Source organism: Streptococcus himalayensis (genome assembly GCF_001708305.1).
In the GTDB taxonomy this organism is placed as follows: Bacteria; Bacillota; Bacilli; order Lactobacillales; family Streptococcaceae; genus Streptococcus; species Streptococcus himalayensis.
This window is the reverse complement of sequence record NZ_CP016953.1, coordinates 1,126,323-1,145,577: the sequence shown is the minus strand read 5'-3', so window position 1 is coordinate 1,145,577 and position 19,255 is coordinate 1,126,323. Positions and strand designations below refer to the sequence as shown.

6 protein-coding genes are annotated in these 19,255 nt (G+C 42.4%); 2 read left to right on the top strand and 4 right to left on the bottom strand.

All coding sequences use genetic code 11. The features are described 5' to 3' along the window. Positions 1–121: 121 nt before the first annotated feature. The gene (locus tag BFM96_RS05405; protein ID WP_068991332.1) at positions 122–9,313 is read right to left on the bottom strand and encodes a sialidase domain-containing protein; all 9,192 of its coding nucleotides are present in this window, start codon (positions 9,311–9,313) and stop codon (positions 122–124) included. Positions 9,314–9,914: 601 nt separating this feature from the next. Between BFM96_RS05405 and BFM96_RS05400 the strand changes: the two genes are divergently transcribed. Further along, complete coding sequence (locus BFM96_RS05400) at positions 9,915–10,808, top strand: DUF7916 family protein (protein ID WP_068991329.1); 894 nt, start codon at positions 9,915–9,917, stop codon at positions 10,806–10,808. Between the two features lie 1,040 nt (positions 10,809–11,848). On the opposite strand, the gene spxB is transcribed toward BFM96_RS05400, so the two are convergent. Beyond that, positions 11,849–13,630 (bottom strand): pyruvate oxidase, encoded by a 1,782-nt coding sequence (spxB, locus tag BFM96_RS05395; protein WP_068991324.1) that lies wholly within the window; start codon positions 13,628–13,630, stop codon positions 11,849–11,851. Between the two features lie 534 nt (positions 13,631–14,164). Here spxB and BFM96_RS05390 point away from each other — a divergent pair. Beyond that, a complete protein-coding gene (locus tag BFM96_RS05390; protein ID WP_083201750.1) occupies positions 14,165–15,421 on the top strand; it encodes an ISL3 family transposase in 1,257 nt (418 codons plus the stop codon). A 74-nt stretch (positions 15,422–15,495) separates the two neighbouring features. On the opposite strand, the gene ezrA is transcribed toward BFM96_RS05390, so the two are convergent. Together ezrA and gyrB are read right to left on the bottom strand one after the other, a co-directional pair. Beyond that, entirely contained in the window at positions 15,496–17,220 is a 1,725-nt protein-coding gene (gene ezrA, locus BFM96_RS05385) for a septation ring formation regulator EzrA (protein WP_068991321.1), read from the bottom strand. A gap of 86 nt (positions 17,221–17,306) precedes the next feature. Next, positions 17,307–19,253: a DNA topoisomerase (ATP-hydrolyzing) subunit B gene (gene gyrB / locus BFM96_RS05380; RefSeq protein ID WP_068994200.1), complete on the bottom strand. Its 1,947-nt coding sequence runs from the start codon at positions 19,251–19,253 to the stop codon at positions 17,307–17,309. Positions 19,254–19,255 lie beyond the last annotated feature (2 nt).

Genomic DNA, 19,255 nt, shown 5'->3' with positions numbered 1-19,255 from the left:
ACATCTCCTATTAAGCAATTTTGAAATCGCTTTCTTTTTCGTGTAAAATTTTTTCTCCCCTTAACAAAGGGGGAAAGTTACCCACAATTTGTGAGTAACTATTCCGTCATATTTATTGTTTTTATTGTTCTTTCTTGCGAACAACTGCTGTTGCACCCAGCATTCCTAGAGCTAGACCAGCAAGTGCTAGGCCTGACTCTGCACTGCCTGTATTTGGCAAGGACTGTTCAGACTTCATCTCTTTGTCTGCCATCATCTTATCTGCTGGCATGGTTTGAGATTCCATCTTTTCTTCCTTCTTGTCATTTGCAAGCAATTGAATAGCTGGTTTCATAGTCGGAGCGGTATTGACTGGTTTTACCTCCACTCCATTCACCACTGGTGCAGGTTCACCTTTGGTGTAAACAAGTCCATACTGACTAAAGTGAGTAACCTTAAACACGACTTCTGTCTGATCCGCATTTTGGATAAATGGCAGACTTTCTGTCATATTGTTAAGAACATAGTAGACCTTATCCACTTTACCTTTACTTGGAAGGACAACGGTTACTTCTCCCTTGATTTGCACCGGTTCGTCTTTTTCATTATAAAGAGTCACATCGTACAATTCATAGTTTTGGTTTTCCAATGCAGGTGCTGTTGAAGTCATTGGACGAACTCTTAACTTGGTAGCACCGTTCAAGGCAGCAACGGAACCAACAACCTTCAGCTGTGTTCCTTCGTGAACCAAGCCCATCATCTTATCCTCAACAGTTGGCGCTGGGGTGGCACTCACTACATTACCTAACTCAAGTGTCGGTTTGTCGGCAACAGTTCCACCCACTGCGTGATGCAATTCCAAGGTTGGTTTTTCGGATACCGTTGGAGCCGCAACGTCACCTACGGAGTGATGCAATTCCAAGGTTGGTTTCTCAGAAACGGTTGGGGCTGCAACATCACCTACGGAGTGGTGCAATTCTAGCGTTGGTTTCTCAGAAACGGTTGGCGCTGGAACGTCGCCTACGGAATGGTGTAATTCCAGCGTTGGTTTCTCAGAAACAGTTGGGGCTGCAACGTCACCTACGGAGTGATGCAATTCCAAGGTTGGTTTCTCGGAAACGGTTGGGGCTGGAACATCACCTACGGAATGATGCAATTCTAGAATTGGTTTTTCAGAAACGGTTGGGGCTGCAACATCACCTACGGAATGATGCAATTCCAAAATTGGTTTTTCAGAAACGGTTGGGGCTGGAACGTCACCTGCGGAGTGATGCAATTCCAAAATTGGTTTCTCGGATACCGTTGGCGCTGGGATAGCACCTCCTGGGTGATTAGCCTCTGGTTCTGCTGGGGTTTCTGTGTCACCTGGTACTTCTGGTTCAGTCGGTGTTACTGTTTCACTTGGTACCTCTGGTTCAGTCGGCGTTTCGCTTGGTACCTCTGGTTCTGCTGGTGATTCTGTGTCGCCTGTTACCTCTGGTTGAGTTGGCGTTTCGCTTGGTACCTCTGGTTCTGCTGGTGATTCTGTGTCGCCTGTTACCTCTGGTTCAGTCGGCGTTTCGCTTGGCACTTCTGGTTGAGTTGGCGTTTCGCTTGGTGTTTCAGAGACTTCAGAAGCCGGTAATTGTGGTTTTTCAACTTGCGGAGCTGCTTCCTCACCCACACTATGATGTCTTGTCAACGGAGTATTGAGAATAATGTTATCATTATTCACATTGACCAATTCTCCTGAAGCTTTTCCAACGACTTCACTGTCCCAATCCGCTACATCTGACAAGGCATAGACGAGCGTTGTTGGATTGTATTGGGTTACAAATTGGAGACGGTGATCATTCTTCAGCAATAAATCTGGTGATTTTCTTGCCAAGACAGGTTCACTAAAGGTCAAAGCCACTGTTGTCTCATTTACCTTCGTAACGCTTTCAACACGAACAGTCTTTTCATGGTTATCCCATCCGTCCGTCAAGAAATTCCAATTGAATTTCTTGAAGTTAATCGTGTAGTCATTTTGTGCACCTTCTGCATGCTCATACAAGACACCGTATTCATTTGGTCCGATTTCTTGTAGAGAATTGTAGGCAAATTTACCATCTTGGATTAATTGATGATGCAACCATGTGAGGCTACCGTCTTCTTCTACACGAGCGAGACGAGCTGTACCTTCTGTACGACTATTGCCTGCTCCATTTGCATTGGTTAGAACCACATATTCTTTTCCTTCATGCATGGTATGAACAGCGGCTAGCTGTACATAAGAATCATGCACATCATCCATGCGGACAACATCTGGTTCCCATGTTTCACCACCATCATGACTGGTTGCAACTTGAACGCCACGAGTAAGGTTACGCATGAAGAGTTTCAAATCACCATTGTTCAATTGAACCACTGTTGCTTCTGTGTTTTGAGCTGCAGCAACATTCATTGTGCTTGAATCAAGCTTCGTGCCTTCATAGTTCCGTCCATCATTGACCGCTGCACCTGAATGCCATGTCATTCCATGGTCATCTGAGTAGATGACACGAGAGGATTGAGAGCCACCGAGACCACCAGTGAAGTTCGTTGAATAAGTCGGAACCACCAAGCGTCCTTTGTGCGCGCCAGTTCGTAAAGCAATACCTGTACCTGGGCCAATGCCATAGAAGTTCATCCATGGTTTCTTGATTTGTGGTGTCAAATCACGTGGGCTAGACCAAGTCTTACCGTCATCATCACTGTGAGATTCCCAGATGTAGCTATGATTTGCGACGCGGAAATCAGAAGTCTTGTTAGTTTGGAAGTAAACATTTCCTTGCAATTCATCACCGCGGTAGATGTCTCCCAAATCACTAAAGGAAGCTGCTTTTCCTTCAACAACGACACGGTAGTCCGTTGCTTCTCCAGCTGGTGTATAGACAACGCCGTTTTCACGGATGGTGTACGGTGTAGTCTCACCTGTCTTATACAAGTTCAAGTAAGTCTTGCCTTCAATCTCTGTATAAGCTTCTTCCTTGGTCTGTGGAAGTCCAAGAACAGCACGTCCTTCTGGGAACATATCAAAGAGTGAGTAAATCCGTTTCGTTTCAGGATCTTGTACCAAGGACATATCAATATTAAGCGGTGCACCCTGGTTGCGATTTGAAGCATTTTCATTATTTCTCAAATCAGAGACGATAATTGGTTTGCCCCATGTTTGACCCTTATCCTCACTGCGGCGAACGACCATTGCAATATCGCCATAGTCTGCTGTATGCAAGCGACGTTCATCTGTTCCAGCAATTAAGGTTCCCTTGTCTGTTACAAGTAGAGTTGGGATACGGTAACCATAAGTACCTATCGCATTGTGACGACCAGAAAGACCACTCTTATAGATATCCGCCTTGTCTGTCAAGACAGCCCCTTCTGAAAGTGTCGGAGTCCGATCTTCACGAAGATACAAACTAGAACGAACAGCCACTTCTTCTGGTGTCAAAGCACGGTTGTAAACCATCAAACGGTCAACATCTGTATTTGAACCCCAAACTCGTTGAGACTGACGATGGGTCAAGCCAACTTGGGCAATGTCACCATCTGGCAAGTCCTTGATAAATTTAATTGGATCCGTACTTGTGATTTCTTTAGAGAGAACACCATTGACATAAAGGCTCAATTTACCTGGAGTATCGCCATCTGGCTGGCTCACTGTTACTGTCACAGTATTCCATTCACCTGGTTTGATGCTTTCAGTCGCATCACCAAAGCTTCCATAGAATTGAGCTCCGTCTGCTCCACGCGCTTCAATTCCTGGCTTGCTATTGAGCACATAAAGCGTCATGTATTCATTGGCCTTACTGCTACTTGACACAGAGAATAGATTTGTCAACGTTGGAGGATTTTGGTCTGCCTTAAATTCAAGGTGAAGAGTTGAATTTTCTAAGTTCTTGAATTTTGGCAATTCAGAAGTCAAGTCAACACGTTTGCCGTTTGCATCACTTAAGGTCAATCCTTCACGGCGAACCACAGCATCATCCTTGAAGTTTTCTGCAATCATGTCTTTTGGAACAGTCACATCTTCTACATCTGTTTCTGTATCCGTGTCTTCTGTATCTGGTTGCTCTGTTTCTGGAGTTTCTGTTTCTAACTCAGAGGATGGCAAGTATTCTGGAGAAAGTTCATACAATTCTACTTCCTTCAAGGTCATCATCTTATTGTTGACCGTAGAAGCATTTGTTCTTGCTTCAAGGACAGTCAGAACCACACGATCTCCCTTGACAATATCATCAAATACCAAGCTAGATTCTGCGTCTTCAAATGGTACTTCCACAACGTCTGATTGATAGACTTGTTTGTCACCATCGTAGACAGTCGCACGATACTTGGTCACGGTTCCATTACCTGGAGTTCGTTTCAAGACTTTAAGACCTGCGAGGAAGGTTGGATGGTCTTGGCTGACTGTAAAGGTAATATCTTGTGGAAGGGTAACCGCATCTGGCAATTTACCATTGACATGGTTTGGAGCATAATCCCACTTCAATTCTGTCAAGCTTGCTTCATTGCCATCATTTAATTTATCCACGCCATGACCAGATTGGTAAACATCGTCATTACCAGAGACAGTGATGTTAGCATTTGGAATCTTGCTTGCTTCCACTGCTCCTGTATTTTCAAAGAAGCGCACTTCTTTTAAGGTCATCATCTTGTTGTTCACATCTGAGGCACCTGTGCGGGCTTCTAAGACAGTCAAGACAACCTTATCCACATAACGAACTTTATCAAAGTTGTGAGTGATGGTTGATTCATCAAAGTCAGCAGCCACCTCTCCTGAGTCATAGACCTTGTTTTCACCATTATAGGCCGTCACTTTATACTTGGTCACGGTGCCATTTCCAGGTGTTCTCTTGACAATCTCCATAGACTCAAGGTAGGTCGGTGTATTCTTATCAAAGGTGAAGGTAATATCTTGTGGAAGGGTCACATTTTCTGGCAATTTACCATTGACATGGTTTGGAGCATAATCCCACTTCAATTCTGTCAAGGTGCTTTCATTGCCATCGATCAGTTTATCCACACCTGCACCAGCTTGGTAAACTTCGTCATTACCAGTAACGGTAATGCGACTATTTTCTACCTGACGACTTGTTTCTTCTTGTTCGGCAGCATCTGCTGTAACTGGTACGAAGTTGCTACCTACTAAGATTGGATTTTCAAAGGTGAAGTTTGGTGTATCATCTGCTAAAGCTCGCAAGCGAAGAGTTGCGATGGTATGAGTGCCAGAAACAGTCGGTGCTGTCTTCTTGTTTGCTAAGATTACAAAGGCTTCTTGGCTACCATCTCCGTGTGTCCGTACTCTTGAGAAGTTCGTCATCTCAGACAGAGTCGGATCCACTTGGACGCCTCCTTCCACCACCTCGTACTTCGTCTTATCAATCTTAAAGCTAGAGTTAATCGCTTCTACATTGGCAAGATTGCTACCGGTCAAGGTGAGGGTTAGCACTTCTCCTTGACGGACACTTTCCTTATCGGCTGTCCAAGTCAATTGACCGCTAGCTTTCTTAGCTGGCTTGAAGTTGCCTTGGCCGATACGACCTGTCGCATAGTAAATATCGTAAGCATCAATCACATCGTTGCCATTTAGATCGGCAACTTCGACATACCCTTCAAAGTCACTGTCAATACCACGACGAAGTCCAGCATAGTTGTTCAAAGATGTCACATCATTTTCGTCGATTTCGCCATCACCAGTCACATCTCCGACAGTGCGTTTTTGAGTTCCTTCTTTTTGGAAGAAGAGAACTTCAGAACCAGAAACGAAATTACCAACCCCCGCAGTGACATTAAAGCGGACAAAGCGGGCATCTGCATCTTCAGGCATTTCTAGAGTTTTCCGTTCCTTATCAGCTGTCCAATGAAGAGCATCTCCTAATTGTTTCCAGTGAACGCCGTCCACACTATACGTCACAGTCAAGTCTGTAATCATCCCATTGGTTCCGCCATCTTGACGTGGAACATACTCGATTTTATCCAAATCATAAGAGGCTTTCAAATCAAAGGTCAAGGTTTCTGGAATAGCATTTTCACTCCATTTAGAATGGTAGGTTGATGCCGTATCCAAGTCTACCAATTTCTTGAAGTCCTGTCCTGGTTGTGCTGGGTGTGTACCTGTGACAGTAACATCATGAACTGCTAAGCGAAGTGGGTCTTCCTTGGTAGCAGCTGTAATGGTATCAGACCATGGGGTTACGCCATCTGCCGTCACTCCGCGAACCTTATAGGTGTGGGTAGTGCTGTATTCCAAGTCCTCATTGGTAAAGCTTGTGCCCTTCAAGTTGGTATAAAGGATGCCATCGACTTCAACATCGTAGCTCGTAGCTCCTTCAACTGCTGTCCAAGTAAGAGGAATGGTCGTTGGTGTATTTTGATCATCATTGTTGCTCAAGACTGGAGCAGATTTTTCAATAACATTTTCTGGAGCTGGCACCTTATCATTCATGGCAAAGCCTTCGATAGCGACTTGTACCTTATGATTGGTCACGTCCATCTTTTCAGATTTGACACGAACGACAGGATTTTTCACGATTTCTTGATTATGATAAGCTCCGCCTTCTGTTGAGAACTTATTCAAGTTTGGACGTTGGTCATAGAAGTAAACATTGCTTCCAGCTTCAAATTCTGCAAGAGAATGTACTTCGGTAAGCGCTTTCTCAACTCCGTCTACGAGAAGCTTGACACCACTTGGTTTGCTAGATACGTTCACATTAAACTGACTAGCTTTTTCTTTGACAAATCCATCATAGTGGTTGTCAGTTGCTTCCATGGTCAAGGTCGCTGTTGTTCCTGACACGGAGCTTGTGATATGCGTTTTGGCAACCTTGTTATTGAGATAGTCTTGAGTAAGACCATCGTCTTCTACCAAGGTAAATTCTGTATTGCCATGTGGATAGAAGTCTACTTGACGCAATCCTTGGTCAATTTCTGTATAGTTGTTGTGAGCCTTGGTGATTGGGATAATGGCCCCATTTTTCACAAATACTGGCAATTTCCAGATTGGAGCGTCGAAATTATTGAGCATGCGACCACCTTGGTAAACTTTACCTGTAAAGTAGTCAATCCACTCTGCGCCTTTTGGCAGATAGATGCCGTTTCGGACATCATTTCCCGCTTCGTCTCCCTGAACATTTTTATAAACAGGGGCAACAAGGAAATTCTCACCATACATAAATTGGTATTTCACCAAGTTAGAGTAGTTAATCTTTTCATCTGGGAATTCAAGGAACATAGCCCGAACTGGTGGTTTCCCATCCACTGCCTCATGGCCGATACTATAAGCATACGGCACGAGTGCAGACTTCAACTTGAGGTAAGAACGGTTGATGTCTGACGTTGTGGTATCAAGTGCAAATGGCGTTTTTGGATTGCTTCCCCAGCCATCCATGTTGAGTTGAAGTGGCGTAAAGGCCTTCCACTCATAATCACGGGCATTGACAACTTTATTCAAACCACCAAAAATCCCATCCATATCTGAGCCGACATTTGGCTGACCAGATAGACCTGTTCCGATATAGGTTGGAATGTGGAAACGGATGTACTCCCAGTTACCACCTGTTTGGTCTCCTGTCCACATACCTGCATAACGTTGGGTTCCTCCCCAACCATCGAGAGTTACGATGAATGGACGGGCATTTTGACCCTTTTCAGACATTACTCTAGCAGCACCACCAATTCCGTTCAAACCGAAGGAATAGCCAGGTCCTACCCAAGCAACGTCTGTCTTCAAGACCCGAACCAAGCCTTTTTCTACTTCATTTGGAAGGTCCCGTTGCAAAAGTGGCGGTGCAGTTGGGTCTGGAGTAAGGTCACATTGTGTCCATAGACCTGCCTTGACACCGTGTTCAAGTGCGTATTCACTAAATTCTTTTAGATTTTGGATATTTCCCTCTAGGGTGCCTGTTTGACCATAGCCTGCACCATAGCCATCATTGACCAGCATATAGCCAAGTGGCATATCTTGTCTCTTGTAGCGGTCAAGCACTGCGCGGGCTGTGAAGGCATAGTTCCCATCTGACTTTTCGCCGTTGAGGGTTTCTTTAAATTTCGGATTATTTTCCAAAGAAGCTGGAATTTTACCAGGTTGGAATTCCTTGTACCATTTGCCTTTTTCTTCAAAGAAGACTGCCCCATAAGTTCCTTCTGGGACTTCTACCCAAGTGTCACGGTTATAGGCATTGTAGTGTCCTTCATAAAGGGCAAAGACAGGAAGAACAACTGGTTTACCCGTTAATTCATAATAGTCTTGCAAAATGCCTACTGGCTTATTATTAACAAAGTAAAAGGCATCAAAATGGCTATCTTTGTGGGTGGTGATGACCTTATCAGATTCTGATTTTTCAAAGTCATATTGACCTGGTGTAAACGTATGGCGAAGAACCCCATATCCATCCGTTGTCCAGTAGAATGGATTTGGAGAAGCCACTCCTTTATCTACCCAGTTATTGGTATTCACAATATCAATCTTTTGACCCTTATGGGTAAAGCGACCATTTTGAGTACCTCCACCAAAGTACTCGCTATCGGTGCCAGCTTTTAAGACCTGTGTAGCAGATGCAGAGCGCAAATCAAGTGGTGCCGCTTCTTCTACAACGGTTTTCCCAGTCTTCTTATCAACGATTTTCAGCGTGCTCTTCATCTTGTCAAGGAAGAGAGCGATGGCGTTATTGCTTAATTCATAGTTGCCATTGTTCACGATAAGGCTTGGTGTAGTTGTAGACGCATAGTCCGTAATCTTCTTCACCAAAATTTCCGCTGGACGGTCTGGTCTTGATGGCGGTGCCACTTCTAGAAATTCATCATTTCCTGGTACAACATGGTAGCGAACCACATGATCGCCATAGAAGGAAACCCGTCCTTTTTGGCCTGTTTCATAAGTGACATCAAAGATATTTGGATTTGTCGCATTGACTGTCACATTGGTGATAGCACCAAGCTGTGTCGGTGTTTTACGGACAGGCTCTTCGCTAGCACGGTCAGTTGGTTTTGAAGCTGGAGTTTCTGCTTCTGCTGTTTTCTCTTCTTTTTGAGGAATTTCCTTAGCATCTGCTTCTGCCTTGATGGCCTCTGTGAGTGCCTTTTCTTCTGGTCTAGCTACTTCCTCTTTCGTTTCTGGAGCTGCTGGTGTTTCTTGTGAGCTAGCTGCTTCTGCTACTGGTGCCCCTTCATTTACTACGGCTGCTGGTGTGGAATCCCCTCCTACCTCAGCAGTTGTTTCTGCAGCTTGTGCTGTATTTACCCCAAACACAACACTTCCGATAACAACAGAAAAAGTCCCAAGCGCTAATTTACGGATGGAATACTTTCTTTGTTGGTCAAATAAGTCTTTCATAAGAAGCCTCCTATTTTTTTATTCTAGTCCCTTTAGCAAATGACTGCTTTTTCTTTGAAAAGTAGCCATCATGACAACTCTATCTTCCTCTCCTTTCTGTCTCCAAAACAGATAAGATAACGCTTACATTTTTTGCCAAAAAAAGAAATTCTTACTATCTATTTCAGATACTTCCTATCTCGCATAGATGGAAGATAAGAAAATCAAGAGTCGATACACTGACCAACTTTCTTATTTCTCATCAATGCCTTTCCAAATAGATTTGTAAAAATCTCCTTACTCGTTTTTCTTATCCACTCTATTAGACATATAGTTAGATATATTTTCTTTCTTTACCCTCTAGAAAGCCCCATCACCTATCCGACAAGGCTGGCAGATAAATCTTTGGCTTCTAGGCAGAATAAAGCACGATACCTACTAACAATATATCAACATTCCTTCGTTTAGTCAAGCAATTATATCTTTTTGCTTAGAAAAAACATAGAGAAAATTCGCTGTCATTTTATTACAAAAAATTTCACGATTATTCCCCATTCAATCACTGTATATAGACAAGTAAATCTAAGTATGCTATAATCATGCTAGAATTGGAGGCGCATACATGAAACGATTATTAAGCTGCTATGCCAGTGATTTACAAGGTATCTCAAAAGAGGAACTCAAACAAGCAATTGCAACAAGCGAAGGCCGCATCATCCTAGGAGAAACGGTTGTAACCGCCGCTCCCCTTCTTGAAGGCGTGAGCAATGCTGAAGTGATGGCCAGTTTTGGAGCCGACCTCATCCTTCTCAATGAATTTGATGTCTTCAGCAAATTTATCAATGGATTTTACCCTTGTGACAATCCAATCGCGGAAATCAAACGTTTAACAGGACGACCTGTTGGGATCAATTTAGAGCCTGTTGATCGTCACGCCCAAGTCTTGGATGAGAAAATCCTCATCAGCAAAGGCCGTCAAGTCAACCAAGAAAGCCTAGAAGCGGCTCAAGCTCTGGGAGTGGACTTTATCCTCCTAACAGGCAATCCCTCAACCGGTGTCTCGCTCTCAGCCATCAAAGAAGGCATCCAGCTTGCAATTGAGCATTTCAAGGGCTTGGTTTTTGCTGGAAAAATGCATGGGGCAGGTTTAACAGAAGATATTTTCGCAGTTGACACTTTAACTGATTTTGTCAAATCAGGGGCCGACGGGATTTTGCTCCCTAGCCCCTCAACCGTTCCTTTTGCCACAGAAGATGCCGCCTTGCAGGCTAGTAAGGCTGTCAAAGCCTTAGGAGGCTTGGTCATAGCCACAATTGGTACCAGCCAAGAAAGTGCCGATGAAGCCACTATTCGCACTCTTGCTCTCGCGAATAAACGAATTGGTGCTGATATTCATCACATTGGCGATGGTGGGTACGGCCGCATGCCTATCCCAGAAAACATTCTAACCCTTGGCCTTGCCATTCGTGGACGCCGCCACACCTATTTTAAAATGGCTCAATCAATCTTACGCTAAAAAGGCTTATTTTAAAACCTGTATTCACAATGTCACAATGCCTGCAAAAGACGACCAAGTGTGCTAATTTCACAAAAACAACCTTTGATGATGCTGACTGTTCAACATCCTAGAAAGCTAACTTTGTGATAATTTCACATTTTAGCCTGTTTTAAAAATCCTGTGATGATGCAAATACAGCTTCTTCGCTCTTTTAGCATTCAATACCTTCATCCTGCACTACACTCCACATCCGGGAGTGGGACAAAAGTCTGATTAGAAAAGTAAAAACGAACAAAGAAAGAATTAAACTCTTAAACCTCTCTCTTTGTTCGCTTTTTGTATCTATTTTAGTAAAAAATACTGTATGAAATTATAGAATTTCTAACGTGAAAATCTTTTTGTACGAAGCTGGGACAAAAGTGTCCGTCCTTGCTTCTTTTATAGCTTTAGCAATTTGAAGCAGCAGTTGTCTGATTTGTAAAACGTTGATAAATCAACATTCTAGTAGAGGGGGCTAGCGAACATTTCCAACCTTTCACAATTCCCAATTGCAAGGAGCGAGCTACGCTCGTTCTATTTCCAGCCTTCCACAATTCTCAATTGTGGAAGCTAGTCAACTTGCGGGGGTGGGAGTAAACGAATCCGGTGGATTGGTTTAGCCCGAACCTCAAAGGTGATACTCATCCAAAATCAAAGTTAGCATTTTTGCGACTTTCTTAAATGGTTCGAATGCAAACTAGCTATTTTTTATGCCTGTACTTTTCATCTGCTAAAAAATCATCCTGTTTGACTTACTGAAACTGCTTTATTTTCAAATAAAGATAAATATGCATACATGATGTGACCCTCAAAAGTTAAACCAAAATCTAACAATAGAGAGGTCGGTACAATCGAATGGCTATTTTTGAAATTACATGAGTATGAGTTAATGACATCAGATATTGAATGTTGGCGAGTAGCACAACATCCATTTCTAGCCAATACAGGTACTGCTATTTTTCTAACGAAAAAGACAGATAGGAATTCCTACCTGTCTTAGACGATGCTTCGTCAAGGGTTTATTGATAGTTGCGTGACTCAAGTCCTTCTTCTTCAAGGAAGAGACGGAATGGCACCAATTCTTCAGCTTCATATTTTTCTTTGTAAGCTGCGATTTCTTCAGCAGAGTATGCTTTTGGATCCAAGCGAAGTTCTGGAGCTTCTACTGGGATTGGACGGTGTTGTGTGATGCGAGCATCAATCACAACTGTCTTCCCTTGTTTGTTCAACTCAACAGCTTCTTTCATCACTGCATCGATATCTTCGATACGATCTACTGTAAATCCAACAGCACCTTGTGCTTCTGCGATCATCTTGTAATCAGGGTTTGTGAAGTCTACACCAAACAAGTGTTTGTTTGTGTCTTCATATTTGTTCTTGATGAAGGCATACTCAGAGTTTGAGAAGACAACGTTGATAACTGGGAGGTTGTATTGAACGTTGGTAATCACATCTGGGTAGCACATACCAAAGGCACCATCACCCATGATATTCCATACTTGGCGATCTGGATTGTCTTTCTTCGCAGCAATTCCACCAGGAAGGGCAATTCCCATTGTCGCAAATAGTGGAGAAGTACGCCACATATTTTTAGGAGTCATGTGCAAGTGACGAGTAGATGTTTGAGTTGAGTTACCGACATCAATTGAGTAAATAGCATTCTCATCAGCGTATTTGTTGATTGCGTTGTAGACTTGGTACAATTGCAATTCGCCTTCTGTTTTGCCTTCAAGCTTGTTCATATAGTCACGCCAGTTTTGGTTGTTCTTCACAACCGCTCTCCACCATGGAGTGGACTCAACTGGATTTACCTTGTCTAGGATTGCAGCAGCTGCAACTTTCACATCACCAAGGATAGACGCATCAAGGGCATGACGTTTTCCAAGTTTGTAAGGGTCAATATCTACTTGGATGAATTTTTCTACATTTTTAAAAGTATTGTAAACTTCTGAGAATGGGAAGTTACATCCAAGGAAAAGAACTGTATCTGCTTCAAAAATCACTTCATTCGCTGATTTCCAACCAACACGGTAAGCTGAACCAGTCAAACCTTCATAGTTCCATTCAAACGCTTCAAAGTTTTTACCTGTTGTAATGATTGGTGCTTTGATTTTGCGAGACAATTCAGTCACAACATCTCCTGCTCCAACACCACCAAAACCAGCATAAATCACTGGACGTTTCGCATTGTTTAGAATTTCAACTGCTTTATCCACTTCAACTTCGTTCAAAGCTGGTGCAACAAATGTACGATCGTAAGTACCTGATCCGTAGTATGAGTTTTCATCAATTTCTTCAAAACCAAAGTTTACAGGGATTTCAACGACAGCTGGTCCTTTTTTCGCAATCGCAGCACGGCAAGCTTCATCAATAACTTTTGGCAATTGAGAGGCATAGGCTACGCGTTTGTTATACACAGCTACACCATTGTACATTGGGTTTTGGTTCAATTCTTGGAAAGCATCCATGTTCAATTCGTTAACTGGACGTGATCCAAGGATTGCAAGCAATGGAGTTGCATCCATAGCAGCATCGTAAATACCGTTAATCAAGTGAGTTGCACCAGGTCCACCAGAACCTACGCAGACCCCGATAGATCCACCGAACTTAGCTTGCATAAGAGCAGCAAGTGCTCCAGTTTCTTCATGACGAACTTGCAAGAAACGAATATCTTGATCCTCAGCAAGAGCATCCATCAATGAACTCAATGTTCCTGAAGGAATTCCGTAGATAGTATCTACGCCCCAAGTCTTTAACACATTTAGCATTGCTGCAGAAGCAGTAATTTTCCCTTGACTCATAAAAAGTCTCCTCCATAAAAATAATAAGAATGCTAAGTTTATTAAAACCTTCTCACTATCTGAAAACGCTTTAAAAATCTTACATTACTACTTTACCACATTTCCAAAATATTTCATAATAATTTGCTCACAATTTTCAAAAACCAACTGGCATGCAGATGATGCTCTATAAAAATCGACATCTGACTAGGTTTCACAATTAAGAATTGTGGAAGGTGATCGATAAAACTAACGTAGCTTGTGTCCTAAAAACGCAGGAACTAGAGGTTATGCTGAAGATTATTTCATAATCCTTCTTGCCAACCTTCAACAGTCCACTGGACTGTTGAAGCAAGGGGAATTAACGACGTCAGATGTTGATTTTTGACGAGTATAAATCCTCTTATTTTTTAGATAGACATAGAAAAAAGGGCTCTATAATATCTGTAGTGGGTAAATCCACTGTGGAAATTATGGAGCTTTTTTCAGTGTAGAAAAAAAGTCCCATATGACCTATAATGAAAAGCGAAGAAACTATCATTTAGAAAGACTCATATGGAACAACTAAATCTTATCACAAATTTTCTCAAAATGAAAGACAAAAATATCACGATCACTAATGAATGCGACATGGGAACACACTTAGAACTCCACGGTCACTTGGATTACACAGCCCCTAAATGCCCTTCCTGCAAGGGACAAATGGCTAAGTACGACTTCCAGAAAGCCTCTAAAATCCCCTACTTAGAAACTGCTGGCTACCCGCTACTTATCCGCCTTCGAAAGCGTCGTTTCAAGTGCAAGGAATGTGGGAAAATGGCGGTCGCTGAAACTCCTATTGTTAAGAAGAACCATCAAATATCTGTCGCTGTCAACCAGAAAATCACACAATTACTCATCGAAAATCAAGCAATGACACATATCGCACACAGACTCTCCATTTCTACATCTACAGTTATTCGAAAACTCAATGAGTTTAAGTTTGAAACGGATTGGGCTAAGCTTCCAGAAGTCATGTCCTGGGATGAGTATGCCTTCAAGAAAGGGAAAATGAGCTTTATCGCTCAAGATTTTGACACAAATAACATCATCGCTATCCTTGATGGAAGAACGCAGGTGGTCATCCGAAATCACTTCCTACGATACCCTAGACAGGTCAGAAACCGCGTTAAATTCATCACTATGGACATGTTTAGCCCTTACTATCAACTAGCCAAACAACTTTTTCCTCATGCTAAAATCGTGCTTGATCGTTTCCACGTTGTGCAACATCTCAGCCGTGCTATGAACCGTGTCCGTACCCAAATCATGAATGCTTTTGACCGCAAATCGCATGAATACAAGACGCTCAAACGCTACTGGAAACTGGTACAACAAGATAGCCGTAAACTCAGTGACAAGCGGTTCTATCGCCCTACTTTTCGCATGCACTTAACCAACCAGGAGATTGTCGCTAAACTGATAGGCTATTCTCAAGAACTGAGAGAACACTACGAGCTCTATCAACTACTGCTTTTTCACTTCCAGGAGAAGCAAGCTGACCAGTTTTTTGGACTTATCCAAGACGATCGGCAGACTGTCAACCCGATTTTCCAGACCGTATTTAATACCTTTTTGAAGGACAAGGATAAGATTCTCAACGCCATGGAATTGCCTTACTCAAATGCCAAACTTGAGGCGACGAATAATCTCATCAAAGTCATCAAGCGTAATGCCTTTGGATTTCGGAACTTTGAAAACTTCAAAAAGCGGATTTTGATTGCCATCAACATCAAAAAAGAGAAGACCAATTTGGTCCTCTCTAGGTGTTAGCTTTTCATCTACCCACTACAGTTGACAAAGAGCCGAAAAAAGATTAGAAACTTGTCCTAATCTTTCCCTTATTTTTAAAATCGAATCGTTTCACGTGTCTTTTCATAAGAAGTCACAAACCGTGTTGAAACACCAGGTTCCACAATATCCAATGCTTGTGAAATTTCTTCAAATGATGCCTGATAATCAAACTCATGCTCAAAGATCTCCAACGAACGATTGAAGGCAGCTTGCACCCCTTCATCGAAAGAGCGGTAGCGATTTGAATACTGCAACAACTGCTCTGTCAAGGTAGCATATTGCACAATTCGATAGGTTTCATCCTCTAATTCACTCATATCATTGGTCAAAATATCCAACATACGATTAGCTGCTCCCATATCTACTAAATCAGATTCCAAATCTGCGACTAGGTCTTCTGTATGATGACTAGCGGTAAAGAAGAGTTCTAGGAAACTCTTTGGAATTCCTGGGAGATTTCGTTTTTCCATATAACGTTTAATCGTATGCAATTTATTTACATAAATATTTGCTTTTTGACGCGCATTGACATCATCTTTTTCAATCTGAGCCAAGGTCTCTCCTAACAAGATTTGCTCATCTTCTAATTCTTTTAAGCGGTCTTGGATGGTTCCCAATTTTTCTGACCAAACAGAATAAGCTTGTTTCAAATCAGTAGAATCTTCCACAGCTCCTAAAACAACGCTGTCTAACCCAGCCAATTCATTTTCCAACTGGTTAATCTGATCACGCAAGGTTTCTGGAATTAGATAAACGTTACTTAAGCGCTCTAATTCAGAAGAAAGATTTGCTCGATTTTCCTTCATATGGGTTAAATAGCCTGGCAGCGTTTTGAGGTATTTCTCTGTCTGCTTGTGCGCGTTGATTTCACGCGTGAAAATATCATACAGGGCATCAATCTCTTCTTGAAGCTGTTCATTTTCATATTGAGCATTGTCTAATTCAAGATGAGCCAAATTGTCTCGATTGTGACTGATTAGCATATGCAATTGCTGCAGACGAGATTCAATATCTGTCTCTAAGAAATGATAGTCACTCTCTAAAAGTTTGCGATAGCCAGACTCCAAATCTTCCACTTGTTCAGGTAGCTTGGTCAGCAATTCGACCACAATCGCAGGAATTTTTTCTACAATCTGAGTCAAGGCTAGAATATGATCTTCTGTCTTGTCTAAGATTTCCGCCGCTTCAATAGGATCACCTGATGAGTTTAAGGTCACAAACTGAGAAAATTCTGATTCGATATTCTCTAATTGCTTTTCAATTTCAGGAAGAGCTACACTATAGCTATCTGCATGATTGGCAACATTGGTTTGTAATTTTTCAAACAGATCGAGCGCATGGACAACACGACCGCTGTTGTGTGCCTCTTGCTCTTCCAAGTTTTTCAATGCTTCACGAATGGCTGCAATATCTTCCTCAATCAACCCAATCTGACTTTCAATCTTATCTATGCCATGTTTGGCCTTCATAAAACGAAAAGAACTGTTGTAGGTTTCTGACTCAAAAAGATTGTTTTCGATGTCTGCAAATGAATTTAATGATAAGTCAACCCATTTTTGATTCCACTCCCGAAAGGCGATTTGACTCTGCCCAATGAGATGTAAATTCTTGACACGCTCGACCTCATCATTCACTGGAAGATTGTAGAGTTCTTCTTTTTTCTCCTCCAATTTTGTAAGTAGGGTTTCATTTCTCTTTCTCAATAGTACAGCAGTGATATAGGCTACAATCAATAGTACTGCTATGACTATGGTCAGTATGATTAGTCCACTAGACATATATAACTCCTTTTTTCCTATTACTTGAAACAATCATGATTATTATATCACAATTTGTTTAGCAAATGTCAGTTTTTTTGATTTTTTTAAACGTCCAGTGTACTGTAAACAGCATTTGCCTCAATAAAGTCACGGCGAGGTTCTACACGATCCCCCATCAACATGTCAAAAATCTTATCTGCTTCGGCTGCATCATCAACGGACACACGCGCCATCAAACGATTGTCTGGATTCATGGTCGTTTCCCATAGCTGGTGGTCATCCATCTCTCCAAGCCCTTTATACCGCTGAATCGTAGGTTTTGCCCGTCCTTCAGAATACCGCGCCAAGGCTTCTTTCAATTCTTCTTCTTGGTTAGCACCTGGCTGAATATACTCTTTTATATCACTACCAACCTTGACACCATAAATCGGTGGTTGAGCGATATAGACATACCCTGCTTCCAAGACTGGCTTCATATAGCGATAAATGAGGGTCAATAGCAAGGTACGGATATGAGCCCCATCAACATCGGCATCTGTCATGATGACTAACTTGTGATAGCGAGCCTTACTCACATCAAAATCGGCTCCAAAACCAGTTCCCATAGCTGTAAATAGGCTACGAATTTCTTCATTGGCTAAGATCTTATCCATGCTCGCCTTTTCAACATTCAAAATCTTCCCACGAATCGGTAGAATGGCTTGAAATTCACGATTTCGGCCTGATTTTGCTGAACCACCCGCTGAATCTCCCTCTACGATAAAGAGTTCTGTTTCAGCTGGATTATTAGAGGAGCAATCAGCCAACTTCCCAGGGAGATTGGAAATCTCTAATCCTGATTTTTTACGGGTTACTTCCCTTGCTCGCTTGGCCGCAATCCGAGCCTTGGCCGCTAAAATCCCTTTTTCTACAATTTTCTTAGCAACTTGGGGATTTTCAAGCAGGAATTCTGAAAATGCCTCACTAAACAAGCGATTGGTGATTTTCACAACCTCGCTATTTCCCAGCTTGGTCTTGGTCTGACCTTCAAACTGAGGATTGGGATGTTTAACCGAAATCACCGCTGTCAAGCCTTCGCGGACATCCTCTCCGGTGAGATTATCCTCATTTTCCTTGAGAAGTTTGTTTTTCTTGGCGTAATCATTGATAACCCGCGTTAAAGCTGTTCGAAATCCTTGCTCGTGCGTTCCACCTTCATGGGTATGAATGTTATTGGCAAAACTCATGACCGTTTCATGATAACCCGTCGTATATTGGATAGCGACTTCGACCGTAATGTCATCCATCTCCCCATCCGTGTAGATTGGCGTTTCAAAAATCGCATCCTTATTTTCATTGATATATTCAACATAGCTAGAAATTCCACCTTCATAGTGGTAATCACGCGTCTGCTCTAACCCCTCCCGCTTGTCTGCGATGGAGATTTTTAAGCCTCGATTTAAAAAGGCCAATTCTTGAATTCGTTTATTAAGCTTATCAAACTCGTAAACGGTTGTTTCTGTAAAGATTTCCGGATCTGGAGTGAAATGAACAGTCGTTCCTGATCTATCTGTTTCTCCAATAACTGTCAAATCATCCTGGACTTGTCCGCGATGGTATTCTTGGTAATAAATTTGACCATTTTTATAGACCTTGACGTCCAACTGGGTTGACAGGGCATTCACAACGGAAGAACCGACCCCATGAAGTCCACCAGAGACCTTATAGCCACCGCCGCCAAATTTCCCTCCAGCATGTAGCACTGTAAAGACCGTCTCAACTGCTGGGCGCCCCGTCTTTTCTTGAATATCAACCGGAATACCCCGACCATCGTCAACAACTGTGATGGAATTATCTCTTTCAATAAAAACCTGAATAGAGGTCGCAAAACCAGCCAAAGCTTCGTCAATAGAATTGTCAACAATTTCCCAAACCAAGTGGTGCAATCCCTCTTTTGAGGTTGAGCCGATATACATCCCTGGCCGCATGCGTACCGCTTCGAGTCCTTCTAAGACTTGAATCTGACTTGCATCATATTCCTGTACTTGCTTTTCTTTTTTCTCTTCTGTCATCA